Genomic DNA, 17,548 nt, shown 5'->3' with positions numbered 1-17,548 from the left:
GGTACGCGAACGAGACAGGAGCATCGCCATGACGCATCGCATCGTCGTACTCGGCGCCGGATACGCGGGGGCCTTCGCCGCCGGGAACCTGGCCCGCCGGCTTTCCCCCGTCGACACCGAGATCACCGTCGTCAACGCCGAGCCCGACTTCGTCGAGCGGATGCGGCTCCATCAGTTCGCGATCGGCCAGGACGTCACGGTCCGCAAGCTCGCCGACGTGTTCGCGGGCACCGGGGTGCGGCTGCGCCTGGCGCGTGTCACCGGCGTCGACCCCGACCGGAGGACCGTCGCCGTGACCGGCGGGGACGGCGACGGCCGGCTCGCGTACGACACTCTTCTCTACGCGCTCGGCAGCTCTGTGGCCCACCATGGTGTCCCGGGCGTGGCCGAGTACGCCTTCGATGTGACCGGGCGGTCCTCGGCGCTGCGTCTGCGTGAGCGCATGGACGGCCTGGGGCAGGGTGGCACCGTGCTGGTCGTCGGTGAGGGGCTGACCGGTATCGAGACCGCCACCGAGTTCGCCGAGTCCCGGCCCGACCTCTCGGTGGCGCTCGCCGCCCGTGGCGAGCTGGGCGCCTGGCTCTGCCCGAAGGCCCGCCGTCACCTGCGCCAGGCCTTCGACCGGCTCGGCGTCACCGTCCACGAACACACCTGCATCGAAGCCGTCGAGCCGGCACGGGCCATCGCCGCCGACGGTACGTCCATCCCGGCCGACGTGACCGTGTGGTCGGCAGGGTTCGCCGTGCACCCCCTCGCGGTCGCCAGCGGCCTGGAGGTCGCCGAGACCGGCCAGATCGTCGTCGACCGCACCATGCGCTCGGTCTCGCACCCGGACGTCTACGCCGCCGGTGACAGTGCCTACGCGATCGGCGAGAACGGCCGACCGCTGCCGATGTCCTGCGCCTCGGCCGGCTACACCAACATGCAGGCCACTGCCGCGATCATCGCGCGCCTGACGGGCCGAGAGGCCCCGACCACCGGGCTGAAGTACCACGGCAATCACATCAGTCTCGGACGGCGGGACGCGATCTTCCAGATGGTGGACGGGGATGCCCAGGCGAAGTCCTGGTACCTGGGCGGCCGGACTGCCGCGCGGCTCAAGTCGGGCGTACTCAAGGGGGCCGGGTGGGGCATCGTCCACCCGACCTTCGGTATGCCCAAGCGCAGGCGCCGCCTGGCCACCGCGCCCGACCGGGCCGGTGTGAAGGTCGCCGCCTAGACTCCTGACCGTGGACAGCGCTTCCATCGAACGGTTCGAGGCCAGCCGGGACCGGCTGGCCTCGCTCGCGTACCGTCTGCTGGGCTCGGCCGCCGACGCCGAGGACGCCGTGCAGGACTCGTTCCTGCGCTGGCAGGCCGCAGACCGGGAACGTATCGAGGTGCCGGAGGCGTGGCTGACCAAGGTGGTCACCCATCTCTGCCTCGACCAGCTCCGCTCCGCGCACGCGCGCCATGAGCGGGCCGCAGGTGCCTGGATGCCCGAGCCACTCCTGGAGGGCGACCCGATGCTCGGCCCGGCCGAAACCTTCGAGCAGCGCGAATCCGTGTCCTTGGCCGTACTGACCCTCATGGAGCGCCTCTCGCCCACCGAACGGGCTGCTTACGTCCTGCGTGAGGCCTTCTCGTACCCCCACGCCGAGATCGCCGGGATCCTCGACATCAGCGAGTCCGCGAGCCAGCAGCATGTCCACCGGGCCCGGATCCGGGTCGCCGCCGTGCGTCGCGGCGGCGACGAGGGGGACCCCGCGGCCACGCGCCGGATCGTCGAGGAGTTCCTCGCGGCCGCCATGTCGGGGCGCACCGAACGGCTGGTGGCGCTGCTCACCGACGACGCCACCGCGGTCTCGGACGGCTACGGACTGGCCAGGCGCCTGCTGCGGTACACCACGCGCGAGCGCGTCGCCTCCTATGTGCGGGCCGGCTTCAAGCCCACGGAAGCGAAGCGGAGGCTGGCCGGTGGCTCCCCCGCGTTCCACATCGCGCTGGTCAACGGCTCCCTGTCCGTCCTCGCCGTGACCGGCGACCGGGTCGTGGGAGCCGTGGCGTTCGAGGTCAGCAACGGCAAGGTCGCGTCCCTGTACGGCATCGCCGCCGCGGACCGGCTGGCGCGCCTCAACGAGGCCTGGCGGCAGCACGAGCCCGACGCGCCGGTCATCCCTGCGTGGTGATCAGAGCCAGTGGCATCCGGACTCGGCCATGCGTGCAGCCGCCAGCTTCAACTCTCCCCGCGCTACGCCAGGTTGGGCAGGGCTCACGGTCTCCACTCCCGGCGGTCTACGTTCCCCCCTGGACCAGCGGGAGGATGCGGTCCGGGTTGTAGATGACCCAGCGGGCGGAGGTTCTGATTTTCAGGTGGCAGAGGATCGACTGGTCGCCGGTGGTGCTCCAGCCGGTGATGGTGCCGGGCCATGAGGTGCCTGAGCGGTCGTAGACCGCGACGGGTTGGTAGGCGGGGGTGACGTCCTGTTGGGGAGCCGGATTCCGGCCCTGGGACAGGTCGTTGAGCAGATCTTCTGCCGCGGGGGTGCCACTCACGTCATCGGCCTCCGTCCTTCGGGCGCGTTCACCACACCGATGTTTTCATTATTGCGCAAGCGTTGGAATAGTGGGGCGGGTGAGGCGAGGGCCGGTGCCTAGAATGGGGCGGCAGCGGGAATCCAGCCGCCGGTCGGCGGCTGCTACGGGACAGGAGTCGGACTGTGGCGGCACGCGCCGGAGGGACGGATCAGCACCAGGAGCCGTCCGGTGAAGTGCTCGGCCGCGCGGCGGAGGCGTTCGGGCTGCTCGCGGCTCCCGCGCGGCTGCACATCGTGTGGATTCTCGCCGAGGGGGACTGCGATGTCAGCGGTCTGGCCGAGCGGGTCGGCGGTGCGCTGCCGGCCGTCAGCCAGCATCTGTCCAAGCTGAAGCTCGCGGGCCTGGTGCGGTCCCGCCGGGAGGGGCGCCGGCAGGTGTACTACGTCGACGCCCCGGATGTGGTGGCCGTGGTGCGGCTGATGATCGGGCAGCTCGCGGAGCAGCAGGCCGGGCCGGTGCGCCGGCTGCACGGGACCGGTGCCTGACCGTCTGGCGGCTCGACCGGCGAGTCCAACACCCTTGCCCGGTACGGCGGTTCACGGGTTGACGCCGCTCCAGGTGCTGCGGGCCCTGGGCACCTCGCCGCGCGGGCTGACCGAGGACGAGGCGGCGGTCCGGCTCGGTGTGCACGGGCCGAACACGCTGCCCGCGCGCCGCGCCCCGTCCTGGCCGCTCCGGCTGGTGCGCAGCGCTCGGGACCCCTTCACCGCGGTGCTGCTCGCGCTCGGTGTGGTCTCCGCCGTCGTCGCCTCCTGGGGCACGGCCGCCGTGATCGTCACGCTGGTCACGGTGAGTTGCGTACTGCGGGCGCACGGGGAGCATCGGGCCGAGCAGGCCATGGTGCACCTTCAGGACCTGGTGGCCACCACGGTGAGTGTGCAGCGCAGAGCGCGGCCGGAGGACGGGCCGCGGGTGCGGGAGGTGCCGGCCGATGAGGTCGTACCGGGGGACGTGGTGCGGCTGGGGCCCGGGGATCTGGTCCCGGCGGATGTGCGGCTGCTGCGGGCGCACCGGTTGAGCGTCGACCAGTCGGAGCTGACCGGGGAGTCGGCCCCGGTGGCCAAGGAGGCCTGTGAGACACCGGACGGCGACACCTCCTTCGCCCGCCGGGACCTCTGCTTCCAGGGCAGTACGGTCACCGCCGGGAGCGCCGCCGGAGTCGTCGTCGCGACCGGCGCGGGCACCCGTTTCGCCACCGCGTACGCCCCGGCGGGGCGGCGGCCGCCGAGTGCCTTCGACCGGTCGGTGAACGGCATCTCCTGGGTGCTGATCCGCTTTATGCTGCTCACCGCGCCGCTGGTGCTGATGGCGAACGCGGCGGTGCGGGGGCGCGGTCTGGAGACGCTGCCGTTCGCGGTGGCGGTGGCGGTGGGGCTGACGCCGGAGATGCTCCCGGTGGTCGTCACCACCTGTCTGACCCGGGGCGCCGCCCTGCTGGCCCGCGCCCACGGTGTGATCGTCCGCCGGCCGCCCGCGCTGCACGACCTCGGTGCGATGGATGTGCTGTGCCTGGACAAGACCGGCACCCTCACCCAGGATCTGCCCGAGGTGCTGGACGCCGTCGACGCGGAGGGTTGCCCGGCGCCCGAGGTACTGGCCCTGGCGGCGGTCAACGCCTGGTGGACGCTGCAACTCGCCGATCTCCCCATGCCCGACGCCCTCGACGCGGCCCTCCTGGAATCCGGCGATCCGGAGGACGCCATGGCGTACGAGGCGGTCGCCGCGGTGGCCTTCGACCCCGGGCGCAGGCTGTCCACGGCGGTGGTCCGGGCCCCGGACGTACTCGGCCGCCACCTCCTGGTCGTCAAGGGCGCGGTGGAGTCCGTCCTCGAACGGTGTGTGCTCGACGGGGCGGAGCGGGAGCGGCTGCTCGGGGAGGCCGAGCGGCTGGCGGGGACGGGGGTGCGGATCCTGGCCGTCGCCACCGGTGAGCGGGCGGCGCGCGACCGGCCCTATGGCCCGGCGGACGAACGGGGCCTGGAATTCCGGGGGTTCGTCACCTTCCACGACGCGCTCGCGCCCAGTGCCGCCGAGGCGCTCGCCCGTTTCGCCGGACGGGGGGTCGACGTCAGGATCCTCACCGGTGACCATCCCGCCACCGCCGCCCGCGCCTGCCGCGATCTGGGCCTGGAGCCGGGCGAGGTGGTCGACGCGCGGAGCATCGACGGGCTCGGCGACGGACAGCTCGCCCAACTCGCCGCCCGTACCGTGGTGTTCGCCCGCTGCGGTCCCGAGCACAAGGCGCGGGTGGTGGCCGCGCTGCGCGAGCACGGCCGTACCGTCGGCTTCCTCGGTGACGGGGTGAACGACCTGCCCGCGCTGCACACCGCCGATGTCGGGATCTGCCCGCTGACCGGGGTGGGCGTGGTGCGGGAGAGCGCGGATGTCGTCCTGGCGGGCAAGCACCTCACGGCCATCGACGAGGCGATCGCCGCGGGCCGGCACGCGGGCGGCAACATCGCCTCGTATCTGCGCATCACGCTCTCCTCGAATCTGGGCAATGTGATAGCGATGCTCGCCGCGGGGCTGCTGCTGCCGTTCCTGCCGATGCTGCCGACGCAGGTCCTGGTGCAGAACCTCTGCTTCGACGCGGCGCAACTCGCCCTCGCCCACGACCGTCCGGCGCGCCGCCACCTCGCCCGGCCGACCGCGCTGCGGCCCGTGCCGTTCCTCCGCTTCATCACCGGCTTCGGGCTGCTCGGTTCGCTGGCCGACCTGGCGACCTTCGCGGCGCTGGCCGTGACCGCGTCCGCCACCCGGGACGAAGGCGCCTTCCACTCCGGCTGGTTCACCGAGAACCTGCTCACCCAGGCCCTGGTGATGCTGCTGCTGCGCACCGGGACCCGCCCCGCGCCCGGGCCGCTGCGGATCACCGCCGCCGCACTGGCCGCGGTGGGCATCCTGCTGCCGCTCACCCCGCTCGGGACGACGCTGGGCCTTCAGGCGCTGCCACCGGCCTACTATCTGCTGCTCGCCGCCGTCCTGACCGGATACGCCGTGGCGCTGAGGTGGCTGACGCGGCGCAGGCGTCAGCCGTAGGAGAGGTCGGAGCAGGGGTTGTCGTCGGCCGAACGGGCGTCGTCCGCAAGGCCCTTGGGCACCTCACCGGTGTAGTCGGCGCCCAGGACGAGACCGAGGCCGTCCTCGGCGACGGGTGTGACCGCTGCGTCCGGGAAGAGCCGGGCGAGGGTCTCGGCCTGGGTCTTCCTGCCGGGGCCGTACTGGATCGCGGTGGTGGTGTGCTCCTGGTTGTCGGCGTTGCCGGTGGCGGTGACCGAAAAGCCGTTCTCCTGAAGGGTTTTGGCGGCACGGGAGGCCAGTCCGGCGGTGGCGGTGCCGTTGTACACGGCGACCCCGATGCCCTGGCCGGACACCTCGGCCCCACCGGTGCTCGCGGAGGGCGTCGGGGCGGGCTTCTTGGTGGGGTGCTTCTTGCCGCCCGCGTCGGAGCCGTCCAGGGTGCGGTCCTTCTTGAGTGCGGCCCAGAGGGCACCGGCGTCCGGTTCGACGACGGCGACCCGGCTGCCCTCGTAGCGCCAAGGGACCGTGATGAACTGGGTGTTGTGCAGGTCGATGCCCTTGAGGGACATGGCGAAGCGCAGCAGTTTGTCGGCCGAACCGAGCCCGGGGTCGACCGTCATGGACCTGGTCGCGGCCTCGGTCAGCGGCAGCAGCTTGGCCGGGGTGAAACCGTCGTCCTTGATCTTCTTCAACAGGCTGGACATAAAGGCCTGTTGGCGTTTGATACGGCCGATGTCCGAGCCGTCCCCGATGCCGTGGCGGATGCGCACATAGTCCAGCGCCCGCTGCCCGGCGACGGTCTGCTCGCCCTTGGTGAACAGCTTTCTGCCGAGGGTGGCACGGTTCGGGTTGAGGTCGCGCTGGTAGATGTCCTGGGGGAGGCAGACCTTCACCCCTCCCACCACGTCCGTCAGCGAGGCGAAGCCCTTGAAGTCGACCACCACGGTGTGATCGACGCGCAGCCCGGTGAGCTTCTCCACGGTGTTCTGGGTGCAGGCCGGATTGCCCTTCGCGGTCTGCCCCACGGAGTAGGCCGCGTTGAACATCGTCCGCGGCTGCTCCCTGGTCCAGGTCCCGTCGGGCAGCCGGCACGGCGGGATGGTCACCAGGGTGTCGCGGGGGACGGACACCGCGACGGCGTGCCGGTGGTCGGCGTAGACATGCAGCAGGAACGCGGTGTCCGAGCGGCCGATGTCGCTCTTGTCGCCGCCGCCGAGCCCGGCGTTGCCGCCGGTGCGCGCGTCCGAGCCGATCACCAGGACGTTCTCGCCCTTCGAAGTGGCCGCGTCGGGACGGTTCTTGGCGAAGCCGTCCGCGCCGAAGGTGTCGATGCCGCCCGTCAGCCGTAGATAGAGCCAGCCCGCCCCCGCCGTCACCAGCACGACCACCGCCAGCGCCACCGCGAGTATCCGGCGTAGCCGGCTGCGCCTGCGGCGGTGGCCGGTGCGCCCGGTCCGGTCGGTACGCCGGTCACCGCGAACGGGTGCGCGCCTGCCGCGTCGCGGGGGAGCCGCCTGCTGGTCCGTGGTCATCTGCGCGCCTCATACGAATCGGCCGTGCGGAGGGGGCACCCGCCGCCAGAGCTTTTACGGTTGCGCAATGTAGCAAGTGAATCTGGTGTGCGGGTACTGCCCCGTGCCGGTGACGCGCACCGCCCTGCACCAGCGACGTGTACTGCCCCGTACAAGCGGCGCCCCCGCCTTTGTATCCGCCTTGTATGCGCGGCCGGTTGACTGCCGCCCGGTCCCCATCGGAGGGCGCCGGTACGAGCCGAGACGAGAGCAAGGGGAGATCATGCCGAGACGAACCAGGCGGATGCTGGCCGCGGTGACCGGCGCGGGGGCGGCCCTCGCGGTCGCCGCCCCGGTCGCGGTCGCGGCGCCGCAGGACGCCGCCGCCGCGGGCCGGCCCGCCTTCAAGATGCCCTTCCGCTGCGGGCAGACCTGGGTGGGCAGCAACTGGGACGGGCACAGCCCCCTGCACTCGGTCGACTGGAACCACTACGACGCCAACGGCACCCCGGACGACTTCGGCCGCAAGGTGCTGGCCAGCGCCTACGGCACCGTCGTCGCCTCGTACTACTCGACCACCACCGGGTACGGGAACACCATCGTCATCCAGCACAAGAACGGCTGGCAGACGCGGTACGCGCATCTGTCGGCGCGGTTGGTGGGGACGGGCGCGCAGGTGAGCCGGGGGCAGCTCATCGGCAAGGTGGGCAAGTCCTCCGCCAAGTACACCATCACCCCGCATCTGCACTACGAGCAGATACTCAACGGCTCGACGGTGGTCGCGGTGGTCCAGGGCTTCGCCTGGAAGGACTTCACCAAGCGCGGGCAGATCAGCAACAACGCCTGCTGATAAGGGAGTTGGTCGCGGCGCTCCCTGTGTGGAGGGTCAGCGCAGGGAGCGCAGTCGGGCCGTCACCGACTCCGCCTGGTCGGGGCGGCCGAGGCCGCGGTAGGCGGACAGGGAGCGGTGGAAGTAGCTGCGGGCGGTGCGGTGGCGGCCGTGTGCGTGGTGCAACTCGCCCAGCAGGCAGGCCACTCGGGCCTCGGCGGAGAGGTCGCCGTGCTGCTGCTGGACCGCCAGCGCGTCGGTGAGCAGCGCCGAGGCCTTGCCGGTCTCGCCGCGGCGCAGATACAACTCGCCGATGCTCTGCTGCACATAGGCCGCGCAGTGGGTGTCGTCCAGCTCGTCCAGTATCCCGAGAGCGATCTCCAACTCCTGTTCGGCCAGGCTCTGTTGGCCGAGGAGTTCGCGGCGGGCCGCGATCCGGCGGCGGACCTGGGCCTCGCGGTGGCGGTCGCCGAGTTCGCGCGCGAGGACGAGGGCCGAGTCCAGCCAGGGGCCCGCGGCCTCGGGGTCCTGACGCTTCAGCCACACCGAGGCGATGGCATTGCAGGCGACGGCCTCCCCGTGCCGGTCACCGGACCGCCCGAAGAGGTCCAGGGCCTCGGTGAACGCACTGAGTGCCGCGTCCAGGCGGTTCCCGATCCGGTGCACCGCCCCGGCGCCCACCGAGGCGACCCCCTGCCCCGCGAGGTGGCCGAGCCCGGTGAAGAGGGTGCGGGCCCGCTCGAAGCAGTCCAGCGCCTGCTCGTATCGGTCCTGGTAGTAGTGGAGTTGGCCCAGATTGCGCAGCAGGGTGGCGGCCCGGGGGCCGGTCTGCTCGGGCATCGCGTCCAGGACCAGGCGGTGGGTGCGCAGCCAGTCGTCGTAGTAGAAGCGCATGTCGAAGAAGCCGGCCAGTTCGATCGTCAGGTCGGCGGCCCGGTCCGCGCTGTCCAGGCGCAGCGCCGTCTCGGCGGCGCCGACCAGGATGCGGCGCTCGCTCTCGAACCAGTCCAGCGGCCGGGCCCGCACCAGCGGCAGTACGCCCGCCGCCGCACCGCGCGGTTCGGTGGGCTCGCCCAGCACGCCGAGGAAGCGGTTGGGCATGGCGGTGTTGGCCGCGTGGGCGAGGGCGATCAGGGCGTCGGTGACGCGGAGTTGGCGTTCGCGGTGCAGTCCGGGCGGCTCCCGGTCGGCCAGTTCGCGGGCGTAGCAGCGCAGCAGGCCGTGCATCCGGTAGCGGGGCCGGCCCAGCCGGTCCGCTCCCGCCGTCTCCAACAGGTGCTCATCCAGGAGGAGTTCGACCTCCGCGGGCGCCGGACCCGCCCGGCCGGTGGCCACCGCGAGCAGCCAGCCGGGTACCGCCTCCTCGGCCAGGGTGCCGAAGGCGCGGAAGGCGGCGGCGGCCTCCGCGGGCAGGTGCCGGTAGCTGAGTTCGGCGCTCGCCCGCACCTCCATCTCGCCGGTCTGGAGCTGGTCCAGGCGGCCGCGTTCGTCGTCCAGGAAGTCGGCCAGGGTGGCCACGGTCCAGCCGGGCCGGTTGGCCAGCCGGGACCCGGCGATCCGCACCGCCAGCGGCAGCGACCCGCAACTGTCCAGCACCCGGTCCGCCTCGGCCGCCTCCGCCGCCAGCCGCTCGGCGCCCACGATCGCCCCCAGCAGGTCACGGGCCTCGGCACGCTGCATCAGACCGAGCGGGCAGTGGTGCGCCGGCAGCCCGGTCAGTCTGCGGCGTGAGCTGACCAGGACGGCCGAGCCGCCGGTGCCGGGGAGCAGTGGGCGCACCTGCTCGCTGCCCGCGGCGTCGTCCAGGACGAGCAGCAGCCGGCGCTGGGCCAGACGGGAGCGGAACAGCGCGGCCCGCTCGCCGAGCCCGGCCGGGATGACGCTGTCCACCACGCCCAGGCCGCGCAGCAACTCCGCGAGTACATCGGCCGGTTGGCGCGGCTGGCCGCTCATCGCCCCCAGGTCGGCGAAGAGTTGGCCGTCCGGGAACGCCTCCCGTACCCGGTGCGCCACATGCACCGCCAGGGTCGACTTCCCGGAGCCCGGCGGCCCGCTGAGCACCACGACCACCGGCTGCCGCGCCGCCCCCGAGAGCCGACGCTCCAACGCGGCCGCCTCCGCACTCCGGCCGGTGAAGTCCGGTACGTCCAGCGGGAGTTGGCATACGGGGGCGGCGGGTTGGGCGGGGCGTCTGCGGGCCCGGGGGGAGCCGCCCACCTCCTCGCCGAGGGCGCGCAGCGGGGCACTGGGCTGCACACCGAGCTCCGCCGCGAGCAGTTGCTCGGCCTCGGCATAGGCGGTGCGTGCCTCCGCGGTACGGCCCGAGTCGTGCAGGGCGCGTACCAGCATCTGCCACAGGTCCTCCCGCAGTGGGTCCGCGCCGAGCCGGGCCCGCAACTCGGCCACCAGGGTGCCGAACTCGCCCAGCAGCAACCGCAGTTCGAGGCATTCGTCGACCGCGGCCGAGCGCAGCTCCTCGATCCTGGCCACCGCCGGATCCCACACCACACTGGCCGGCACATCCTGGAGCACCCCGCCGCGCCACAGCCCGAGCGCCGCCTCATAGCCGCGCAGCGCGGCACTGTGCCGCCCGCCCTCGCGCGCCCGGCGCGCCTCCTCCAGCCGCCGCTCGAACAGGCTCAGGTCCAGTTGCCCGGGGGAGAGGTCCAGCGCATAGCCGAGCGACTCGGTACGCAGCGCCGCCTCGTCCACCCCGGCCTGCGCCAGCGCGGCACGCAGACTGTGCACATAGGTACGGACGTTGGCCACCGCGGAGCGCGGCGCGCCCCCGGGCCACAGCACCTCCGTCAACTGGTCCACCGAGACGAAGCCGCCCGGTCGCAGCAGCAGTGTCGCCAGGACGGCACGCGGTTTCGGCCCGCCGAGATGTACCGGTCCGCTCCCGGACATCACCCGGAGCGGCCCGAGCACTCCGAACGCCGGCTCCCCCATCGCAGGCCTCCACGCCAGTACATGACTGCGCTCAGCGTACTGAGGTGAAGCCCGCCCCGAACGGCCTTTCGCACACCGCCGCCACCCGCAATCCCAGGTCCCCGAGGGGGAGTTGACCCCGCTCGCCCGCATCTGCCCGGAGGCGTCCGGGAGTTGCCGGGCGGTGGGTCACCCGATCCGCTAATCGGCCGCCTTGCGGAGGAGTTTGGCGAGGGTGGTCTGTTCGGCGGCGGTGAGGGACTCGACGGGGGAGTCCTGGGCGAGTGCGGTGAGCACATTGCCGCGGCAGCTCTCGCCGCCGGCGGTGAGGACGAGTCGTTTGGCGCGCCGGTCGGTCGGGTGGGGCCGGCGCTGGACGAGGCCCTGGCGTTCCATCCGGTCGATGACATAGCTGGCGTTGGAGGCCTCGCAGGACATGCGCTCGGCCAGCTCGGAGAGGGTCATCGGCTCTGAGAGCTCGCGCAAGGCGATGGCCTGCGAGGAGGTGATCCCCAGCCCGTCCGCGACGCGGCGGATATGCGCGTCCAGCCGCTGGTTCAGGTGGGCCACCAGCCCGCACAACTCCACTCGACGTGTCGCAGCACTCATGGCGCCAGTCTACCGCAGGTGCTTCGAACTGATATGGTCCGAACTCGAAACATCCGAACTCGAAATATTCGACGGCGGTGCGCGCCCTGTGGCGCCGCCGAGTGACGGCAGGTGCGTATGAGAACCGAACCCTCCACCCCGAAAACCCCCGCGGTCCCTGCGGCCCCGGTCGCGCGGGCCGGGCTGCTGCTGGCGGTGCTCGCCGCGGCGCAGCTTCTGACCGGCCTGGACTACAACATCGTGTTCGTCGCGCTGCCCGAGATCGCCGGGCTCGGCTTCTCCGCCGAGACCTTGCAGTGGGTGGTCAGCGCCTACGCCATCGCGTTCGGCGGCTTTCTGCTGCTGTGCGGGCGGCTCACCGACGCGCTCGGCAGACGGCGGATGTTCTTCGCGGGGCTCGGCCTCTTCGCGCTCGGCTCGCTGCTGGGCACCGTCGCGGCCGACGAGTGGATGCTGATCGTCGGGCGCGGTGTGCAGGGCCTCGGCGGTGCCACGCTCGCGCCCTCGCTGCTCGCGCTGATCAGCGTCAACTACGCCGAGGGCGCCGCACGCAACCGGGCGCTGGGGGTGTGGGGCGCGGCCGGGTCGTCCGGGATGGTGCTGGGGTCGGTCCTCGGCGGGGTGCTCACCGATGTCCTGGGGTGGCGTGCGGTCTTCGCCGTCAACATCCCGATCGTGCTCGCCATCCTCGCGGTGGCGGTCCGGGTGGTGCCCGCCGACCGGCACCGGCCGGCCCCCGGCCGCCTCGACATTCCCGGCGCGATCCTCACCACGGGCGCGGCCATCCTGATCGTGATGGGCTTCACCTTCGCCGCCGAGAGCGGCTGGGGCTCGCCGTCGACCCTGCTGACGCTGGCCGCGGGGCTCGCCGCCGCCGTAGTCCTGCTGGCCGTCGAGCGCCGCACTCCCGAACCGCTGCTGGACGTACGCCGCTTCGCCAACCGGCATCTGGCGACGGGCACCGCCTCGACGTTTCTCTTCATGGCGGGATTCGGGGCCACCGCGTTCTTCCTGACGCTGTACTTCCAGCAGACCCGCGGCCTCAGTCCGCTGGTCACGGGGCTGGCGTTCACCGTCCCATGCGCCGGTGTGCTGGTCGGCACCACCATCGGCGGGCGGCTCGCCACCCGTACCGGACTGCGGGCGGCGATGGTCACCGGGCAGGTGGTCGGACTGGTGGGGGTCGGCGCGTTCGCGGCGCTGGTGGGGGAGGCGACGGGCTGGGGGCTGGTGCTGGGGCTGGCGGCCGTGTTCAGCCTGGGCCAGGGCATAGTGTTCACCACCATGTTCGCCACCGCGACCACCGGCACCCCCGAGGCCGAGCAGGGCACCGCCAGCGGGATCGCGACCGCCGGGCAGCAGCTCGGCAGCGCCATCGGCCTCGCGGTCCTGGTGAATCTGACCGCGCTCTTCGGCCGGGCGTCCTCGCTCACCACCGCGATGACCGGCATCGGCGCCATCATCTTCCTCGGCGCGCTCGTCGCCCTCACCGTGCCGGGGCAGGCCACCCGGTCCGCCGGCCGTAAGCAGGAGTGCACGGCGTCCTGACCGCCCGGCGGCCCCGCACCGAACACCTACCGGAAGGACCTCGAATGGCCAGCAAATTCAGCGAGTTGGAGATCGACTGCCTGGACCCGGGTCCGCTCGCCCGCTTCTGGTGCGCGGTGCTGGAGTACGAGGTGCTGCGGGAGGACGAGGGCGGCGATGTCGTCATCATCGGCTCGCCCGAGGTGCCGGAGGGCAGGCGGCGTACCGGGCCGGTGCCGCCGGTGCTGACCTTCGCGCGGGTGCCGGAGCCGATGACCGTCAAGAACCGGCTGCATATCGACGTCAACCCCACCGACCGGGAGCAGCACGAGGAGGTGAGCCGGCTGCTCGCGCTGGGCGCCCGGCACGCCGATGTGGGGCAGAGCGGAGAGGAGAGCTGGGTGGTGCTCGCCGACCCGGAGGGCAACGTCTTCTGCGTCCTCGCCGCGCGCCACCCTTGACCGTGCCGTTGCCCCCGTCAGCCGGTGGCCGCCGGGTCCTGGTCCGCGGGCTGCCAGGCGGCGGCCGGGACGATCAGCGGGCCGCCGGTCACCGGGTCGGGCACCACCACGGCGGTGAGCCCGAAGACGTCCCGGACCAGCTCCGCGGTGACCACCTCCGCGGGCGGGCCCTGGGCGACGATCCGGCCGGCCTTCATGGCGACCAGGTGATCGGCGTACCGGGCGGCCTGGTTGAGGTCGTGCAGTACGGCGACGACGGTGCGGCCGCGTTCGTGGTTGAGGCGGCGCACCAGGTCCAGGACCTCCACCTGGTGGGCGATGTCAAGGTAGGTGGTGGGCTCGTCGAGCAGCAGCACCTCGGTGTCCTGGGCCAGGGCCATCGCGATCCACACCCGCTGCCGCTGCCCGCCGGAGAGTTCGTCCACCGGGCGGTCGGCGAGGTCGGTGGTGTCGGTGTGCTCCAGTGCCGTGGCGACGGCCCGCTCGTCGGCCTCGGACCACTGCTGCCACCACCGCTGGTGCGGCTGCCGCCCGCGGGCCACCAGATCGGCGACGGTGATGCCGTCCGGCGCGGCCGGTGACTGCGGCAACACGCCGATGGCGCACGCCACTTGGCGGCCGGGGAGCCGGGCCAGTTCCTCGCCGTCCAGCAGCACCGTGCCCTGCCGGGGTTTGAGGAGGCGGCCCAACGCCCGCAGGAGGGTGGACTTGCCGCAGGCGTTGGGCCCGACGACGACCGTCACCTTCCCGTCGGGGACCTCCAGATCCAGGCCCTCCACAATGGTGCGGTCCTCGTACGCCAGCGTCAGCCCACGGGCCGCGAGCCGGCCGCCGGCGGGCCAACTGCCTTTCGCGGGGCTGCTGTTGGAGGTGCTGCTGCGGCTCATACGGTGCCTCCGGTACGGCTGCGGGTGCGGGCGATCAGCCACATCAGACAGGGGGCGCCCACCGCTGCGGTGAGCACGCCGACGGGCAGCTCGATCGGGGCGAACAGACGGCGGGCCAGTAGATCCGCGGCGACCACCAGCAGCGCACCGGTCAACGCCGAGGACAGCAGCGGGACATGGGCGGTGCGGGTGAGGCGGCGGGCGATCTGCGGGGCGAGCAGCGCCACGAAGTCGATCGGTCCCGCGGCGCCCGTCGCCACCGACGCCAGGACCACACCGAGGACGGTCAGGCCGAGCCGTACCCGGCCCGGGCGGATGCCGAGGGCGGTCGCGGTGTCGTCGTCGAAGGAGGCGCCGCGCTGGGCCCGCGCCGCCCACAGGGCCGCCGGGACGGCGAGCAGCAGCACCACGGCGAGCGGCGCGGCCTCTTCGTAGCCGCGGCTGTTGAGGGAGCCGGTGAGCCATACCTTGGCCTGCTGGGCCACCAGGTAGTCGCCCTTGGTGAGGAAGAGCCGGGTGAGGGAGCCGAGCGCCACGGACACCCCGATGCCGATCAGTACGAAACGGGAGGACTGCATCCCGCGGCGCCAGGCGAAGACGTACACCAGCAGGGCCGCGGCGAGGCCGCCGCCGACGGAGGCGAACGGCAGTCCCTCCTGCGACACGGCGCCGAAGGCGAGCGCGGCGACGGTGGCGGCCCCCGCGCCATGGGTGACACCGATGACATCGGGGCTGGCCAGCGGATTGCGCGCGACGGTCTGCACCAGGGCGCCCGCGATCCCGAAGGCGGTACCGGCGAGCAGCCCGAGCACCAGCCGCGGCAGCCGCAGCACACCCACCACCAGCTCGTCGGGGCTGGGGAGTTGAAGCACCACCCGCACCACCGAGGAGGGCGGCACGAAGGACTCCCCGACGCTCAGCGAGAGCACCGAGACCACCGCGAGCAGTACCGAGAGGACCGCGGCGACGAGCACGGAACGCCGGTGCACCAGGAAGGTGGCGCGCCGGTGGCGCAGCACACTGTGCCCGGCCGGGACCACTGGGCGGGGTGCGGGAAGGGCACGGCTCATGCGGCGACCACCGCCCGCCGCCGTACCAGGGCGATCAGGAACGGGACCCCGATCAGCGCGGTCATCACGGCCACCGGCACCTCCGAGGGCGGGAAGACGACCCGGCCGACCACATCAGAACCGAGGATCATCACCGGCCCCAGCAGTGCGGCCAGCGGCAGCACCCAGCGGTGGGCGGTACCCACCAGTGCGCGGGCGATATGAGGAACGGCCAGACCGGTGAAGGCGATCGGCCCGGCCGCGGCCACCGCCGCCCCGGTGAGCACGGTCGCCCCCAGCGCCCCGAGGACCCGCAGCAGGCCCACCGGGTGGCCGAGCGCCCGCGCCGTGTCGTCGCCCAGGGCGAGCGCGTCCAGACCGCGGGCCATGGCCGCCACCAGCAGCAGGCCCGCCAGCGCGAACGGCCAGATCCGGCCGAGGAGTTCGGCGTCGCGGCCGTTGATCGAACCAACCTGCCAGAAGCGGAACTCGTCCAGGGCGCGGGCGTCGGTGGTGGCGATCCCGGACACCACCGAGGCGAGGAACGCGTTCATCGCGGCCCCGGCGAGGGCGAGCCGGACGGGGGAGGCCCCGCCGCGTCCACCGCTCGCCACCGCGTACACCCCCACCGCGGCCAGGGCCGCCCCGGCGAACGCGAACCACACATAGCCGGTGAGGGTGTGCACCCCGCAGAACGCGATGGCGCACACCACACCCACCGAGGCGCCCTGGCTGACGCCGAGGATGCCCGGTTCGGCGATGGGGTTGCGGGTGACGCCCTGCATGACGGTGCCGGCGAGGGCGAGCGCGGCACCCACCAGGACACCGACGGCGGTCCGCGGCACCCGCAGGGTGCGCACCACCTTCGCGTTGTCGCTGCCGCCGCCGTGCAGCAGTGCCTGGAACACCTCGCCGGGCGCGATCTGGCGGCTGCCGACGCACAGGCTCAGCAGCAGCGCGACCAGCAGCAGCACGGCCCCGGCCAGCAGCCAGCCCGCGCGGCGGCGAGTGGAGGTGGAGGGTGTCACGTCAGGACGTCAGATGCCGCTGAAGGTCGTCCAGGACCTCGTCCGCGGCGGTGACCCCGAGTCCCAAGTACCAGGTCTCGTCCGGCACATCGTAGGCGTGGCCGTCCTTGACCGCCTTGAGGTTCTTCCACAGCGGATTGCCCTGGGCCTTGGTCTTGTCGGTGGCCTTGGGGTCGCCGTAGACACCGGTGAAGATCCAGTCGGCGTCGGCCTGGTCGATGTTCTCGGCGCTGATCTCGGCGGCGAGGTCGTCGATGTCCTGGTTCTTCGGCCGGGGGATGCCGACGTCCTTGAGGATGGTGCCGATGAAGGAGGCGTTGGCGTAGAGGCGGATCACGCCGTCGGGCAGATAGCGGACCATGGAGACGGTCGGCTTGTGGTCGCCGAGCTTGCGGCCCAGGGCCTCGGCGCGCTTCTCGTAGGCGGCGAGCTTCGCCTTCGCCTCGGCTGTCTTGTCCAGCGCGGCCGCGTTGAGGAGGTAGTTCTCCTTCCAGGTGAAGCCCGGGCGGAGGGAGAAGACGGTGGGCGCGATCTTCGACAGCTCGTCATAGGACTTGGCGGCGCGCAGTTGGCTGCCCAGGATCAGATCGGGCTTGAGCGCCGCGATCGCCTCCAGGTTGAGGCTGTTGATGGTGCCGACGTTCTCCGGCTCGCCCGCGTCCTTCTTGAGGTACGAGGGCAGTTCGGGCGAGCCCTCGGTGGGGGCCAGGCCGACCGGCTTCACACCCAGCGAGACCACGTTGTCCAACTCGCCGACGTCCAGTACGACCACGCGCTCGGGCCGGGAGGTCAACTCGGTGCTGCCCATGGCGTGTTCGACGGTGCGCGGCCACTGGCCGGGCTCGGCGTCGGTGCCCATCGCGGCGGTCTTCTTGGCCGCGTCCCCGAAGCCCTCGCCGCCCTTGGCGACGGAGGAGGAGTCCCTGCCGCCGGTGCTCCCCTCCTTCCCGCTGCCGGAGGAGTCGCCTCCGCCGCAGGCCGTCAGCGAGAGGGCGGCGGCGACGGCGAGGGCGACCGTGGTGGTACCGCGGAGCCGGACAGGCAGCCGAAGGGACAGCCGAAGAGACATGGAGGCTCCTGAGCTTGTGATGTGAGCTTGTGATGCCACGGGGAAAGCG

General features: G+C 72.5%; 15 protein-coding genes. 7 read left to right on the top strand and 8 right to left on the bottom strand.

The window, feature by feature from the left end; genetic code table 11:
* Nucleotides 1-28: 28 nt before the first annotated feature.
* Nucleotides 29-1,219 (top strand): NAD(P)/FAD-dependent oxidoreductase, encoded by a 1,191-nt coding sequence (locus tag ACFVST_RS00735; protein ID WP_390145424.1) that lies wholly within the window; start codon nt 29-31, stop codon nt 1,217-1,219.
* A gap of 10 nt (nt 1,220-1,229) precedes the next feature.
* A complete protein-coding gene (locus tag ACFVST_RS00730; RefSeq protein WP_390145422.1) occupies nt 1,230-2,168 on the top strand; it encodes a sigma-70 family RNA polymerase sigma factor in 939 nt (312 codons plus the stop codon).
* Nucleotides 2,169-2,274: 106 nt separating this feature from the next.
* On the opposite strand, the gene ACFVST_RS00725 is transcribed toward ACFVST_RS00730, so the two are convergent.
* Entirely contained in the window at nt 2,275-2,535 is a 261-nt protein-coding gene (locus ACFVST_RS00725; protein ID WP_390145420.1) for a hypothetical protein, read from the bottom strand.
* A 164-nt stretch (nt 2,536-2,699) separates the two neighbouring features.
* Between ACFVST_RS00725 and ACFVST_RS00720 the strand changes: the two genes are divergently transcribed.
* A complete protein-coding gene (locus ACFVST_RS00720; RefSeq protein ID WP_390145418.1) occupies nt 2,700-3,062 on the top strand; it encodes an ArsR/SmtB family transcription factor in 363 nt (120 codons plus the stop codon).
* Entirely contained in the window at nt 3,055-5,616 is a 2,562-nt protein-coding gene (gene mgtA, locus ACFVST_RS00715; protein WP_390145416.1) for a magnesium-translocating P-type ATPase, read from the top strand. Before ACFVST_RS00720 ends, mgtA begins: the two co-directional genes overlap by 8 nt.
* Here the strand turns inward: mgtA and ACFVST_RS00710 are convergent.
* Nucleotides 5,607-7,130: an LCP family protein gene (locus ACFVST_RS00710; protein ID WP_390145414.1), complete on the bottom strand. Its 1,524-nt coding sequence runs from the start codon at nt 7,128-7,130 to the stop codon at nt 5,607-5,609. The genes mgtA and ACFVST_RS00710 overlap by 10 nt on opposite strands.
* 262 nt (nt 7,131-7,392) lie before the next feature.
* Between ACFVST_RS00710 and ACFVST_RS00705 the strand changes: the two genes are divergently transcribed.
* Complete coding sequence (locus ACFVST_RS00705; RefSeq protein WP_390145412.1) at nt 7,393-7,959, top strand: M23 family metallopeptidase; 567 nt, start codon at nt 7,393-7,395, stop codon at nt 7,957-7,959.
* A 36-nt stretch (nt 7,960-7,995) separates the two neighbouring features.
* Here the strand turns inward: ACFVST_RS00705 and ACFVST_RS00700 are convergent, their stop codons facing one another.
* The gene (locus tag ACFVST_RS00700; RefSeq protein ID WP_390145410.1) at nt 7,996-10,890 is read right to left on the bottom strand and encodes a BTAD domain-containing putative transcriptional regulator; all 2,895 of its coding nucleotides are present in this window, start codon (nt 10,888-10,890) and stop codon (nt 7,996-7,998) included.
* Nucleotides 10,891-11,070: 180 nt separating this feature from the next.
* Nucleotides 11,071-11,478 carry a MarR family winged helix-turn-helix transcriptional regulator gene (locus ACFVST_RS00695; RefSeq protein ID WP_390145408.1) on the bottom strand — a complete coding sequence of 136 codons (408 nt, stop codon included), beginning with the start codon at nt 11,476-11,478 and terminating at the stop codon, nt 11,071-11,073.
* A 117-nt stretch (nt 11,479-11,595) separates the two neighbouring features.
* Here ACFVST_RS00695 and ACFVST_RS00690 point away from each other — a divergent pair, with 117 nt between their 5' ends.
* Nucleotides 11,596-13,026 (top strand): MFS transporter, encoded by a 1,431-nt coding sequence (locus ACFVST_RS00690; RefSeq protein ID WP_390145406.1) that lies wholly within the window; start codon nt 11,596-11,598, stop codon nt 13,024-13,026.
* Nucleotides 13,027-13,070: 44 nt separating this feature from the next.
* Nucleotides 13,071-13,466, top strand: a complete 396-nt coding sequence (locus ACFVST_RS00685) for a VOC family protein (RefSeq protein WP_390145404.1) — start codon at nt 13,071-13,073, stop codon at nt 13,464-13,466.
* A 17-nt stretch (nt 13,467-13,483) separates the two neighbouring features.
* Here the strand turns inward: ACFVST_RS00685 and ACFVST_RS00680 are convergent, their stop codons facing one another.
* Genes ACFVST_RS00680 through ACFVST_RS00665 form a run of 4 tightly spaced genes read right to left on the bottom strand, consistent with a single transcriptional unit; the run spans nt 13,484 to nt 17,475 of the window.
* Nucleotides 13,484-14,353, bottom strand: coding sequence for an ABC transporter ATP-binding protein (locus ACFVST_RS00680; RefSeq protein WP_390145402.1), 870 nt, complete (start codon nt 14,351-14,353; stop codon nt 13,484-13,486).
* The gene (locus ACFVST_RS00675; protein ID WP_390145400.1) at nt 14,350-15,423 is read right to left on the bottom strand and encodes a FecCD family ABC transporter permease; all 1,074 of its coding nucleotides are present in this window, start codon (nt 15,421-15,423) and stop codon (nt 14,350-14,352) included. Before ACFVST_RS00675 ends, ACFVST_RS00680 begins: the two co-directional genes overlap by 4 nt.
* Complete coding sequence (locus ACFVST_RS00670; protein ID WP_390145398.1) at nt 15,420-16,430, bottom strand: FecCD family ABC transporter permease; 1,011 nt, start codon at nt 16,428-16,430, stop codon at nt 15,420-15,422. Before ACFVST_RS00670 ends, ACFVST_RS00675 begins: the two co-directional genes overlap by 4 nt.
* A 1-nt stretch (nt 16,431) precedes the next feature.
* On the bottom strand, nt 16,432-17,475 hold the full coding sequence (locus ACFVST_RS00665) for an ABC transporter substrate-binding protein (protein WP_390145714.1): 1,044 nt from the start codon (nt 17,473-17,475) through the stop codon (nt 16,432-16,434).
* Nucleotides 17,476-17,548 lie beyond the last annotated feature (73 nt).

It is taken from the genome of Streptomyces sp. NPDC058045, from assembly GCF_042885635.1.
Lineage (GTDB): Bacteria > Actinomycetota > Actinomycetes > Streptomycetales > Streptomycetaceae > Streptomyces.
This window is presented reverse-complemented; position numbering and strand designations above follow the sequence as displayed.

Coding starts and splice junctions, on each gene's coding strand:
- ACFVST_RS00735 (WP_390145424.1), top strand. CDS start 29: ATGACGCATCGCATCGTCGTACTCGGCGCCGGATACGCGGGGGCCTTC.
- ACFVST_RS00710 (WP_390145414.1), bottom strand. CDS start 7,130: ATGACCACGGACCAGCAGGCGGCTCCCCCGCGACGCGGCAGGCGCGCA.
- ACFVST_RS00705 (WP_390145412.1), top strand. CDS start 7,393: ATGCCGAGACGAACCAGGCGGATGCTGGCCGCGGTGACCGGCGCGGGG.
- ACFVST_RS00700 (WP_390145410.1), bottom strand. CDS start 10,890: ATGGGGGAGCCGGCGTTCGGAGTGCTCGGGCCGCTCCGGGTGATGTCC.
- ACFVST_RS00695 (WP_390145408.1), bottom strand. CDS start 11,478: ATGAGTGCTGCGACACGTCGAGTGGAGTTGTGCGGGCTGGTGGCCCAC.
- ACFVST_RS00690 (WP_390145406.1), top strand. CDS start 11,596: ATGAGAACCGAACCCTCCACCCCGAAAACCCCCGCGGTCCCTGCGGCC.
- ACFVST_RS00685 (WP_390145404.1), top strand. CDS start 13,071: ATGGCCAGCAAATTCAGCGAGTTGGAGATCGACTGCCTGGACCCGGGT.
- ACFVST_RS00680 (WP_390145402.1), bottom strand. CDS start 14,353: ATGAGCCGCAGCAGCACCTCCAACAGCAGCCCCGCGAAAGGCAGTTGG.
- ACFVST_RS00675 (WP_390145400.1), bottom strand. CDS start 15,423: ATGAGCCGTGCCCTTCCCGCACCCCGCCCAGTGGTCCCGGCCGGGCAC.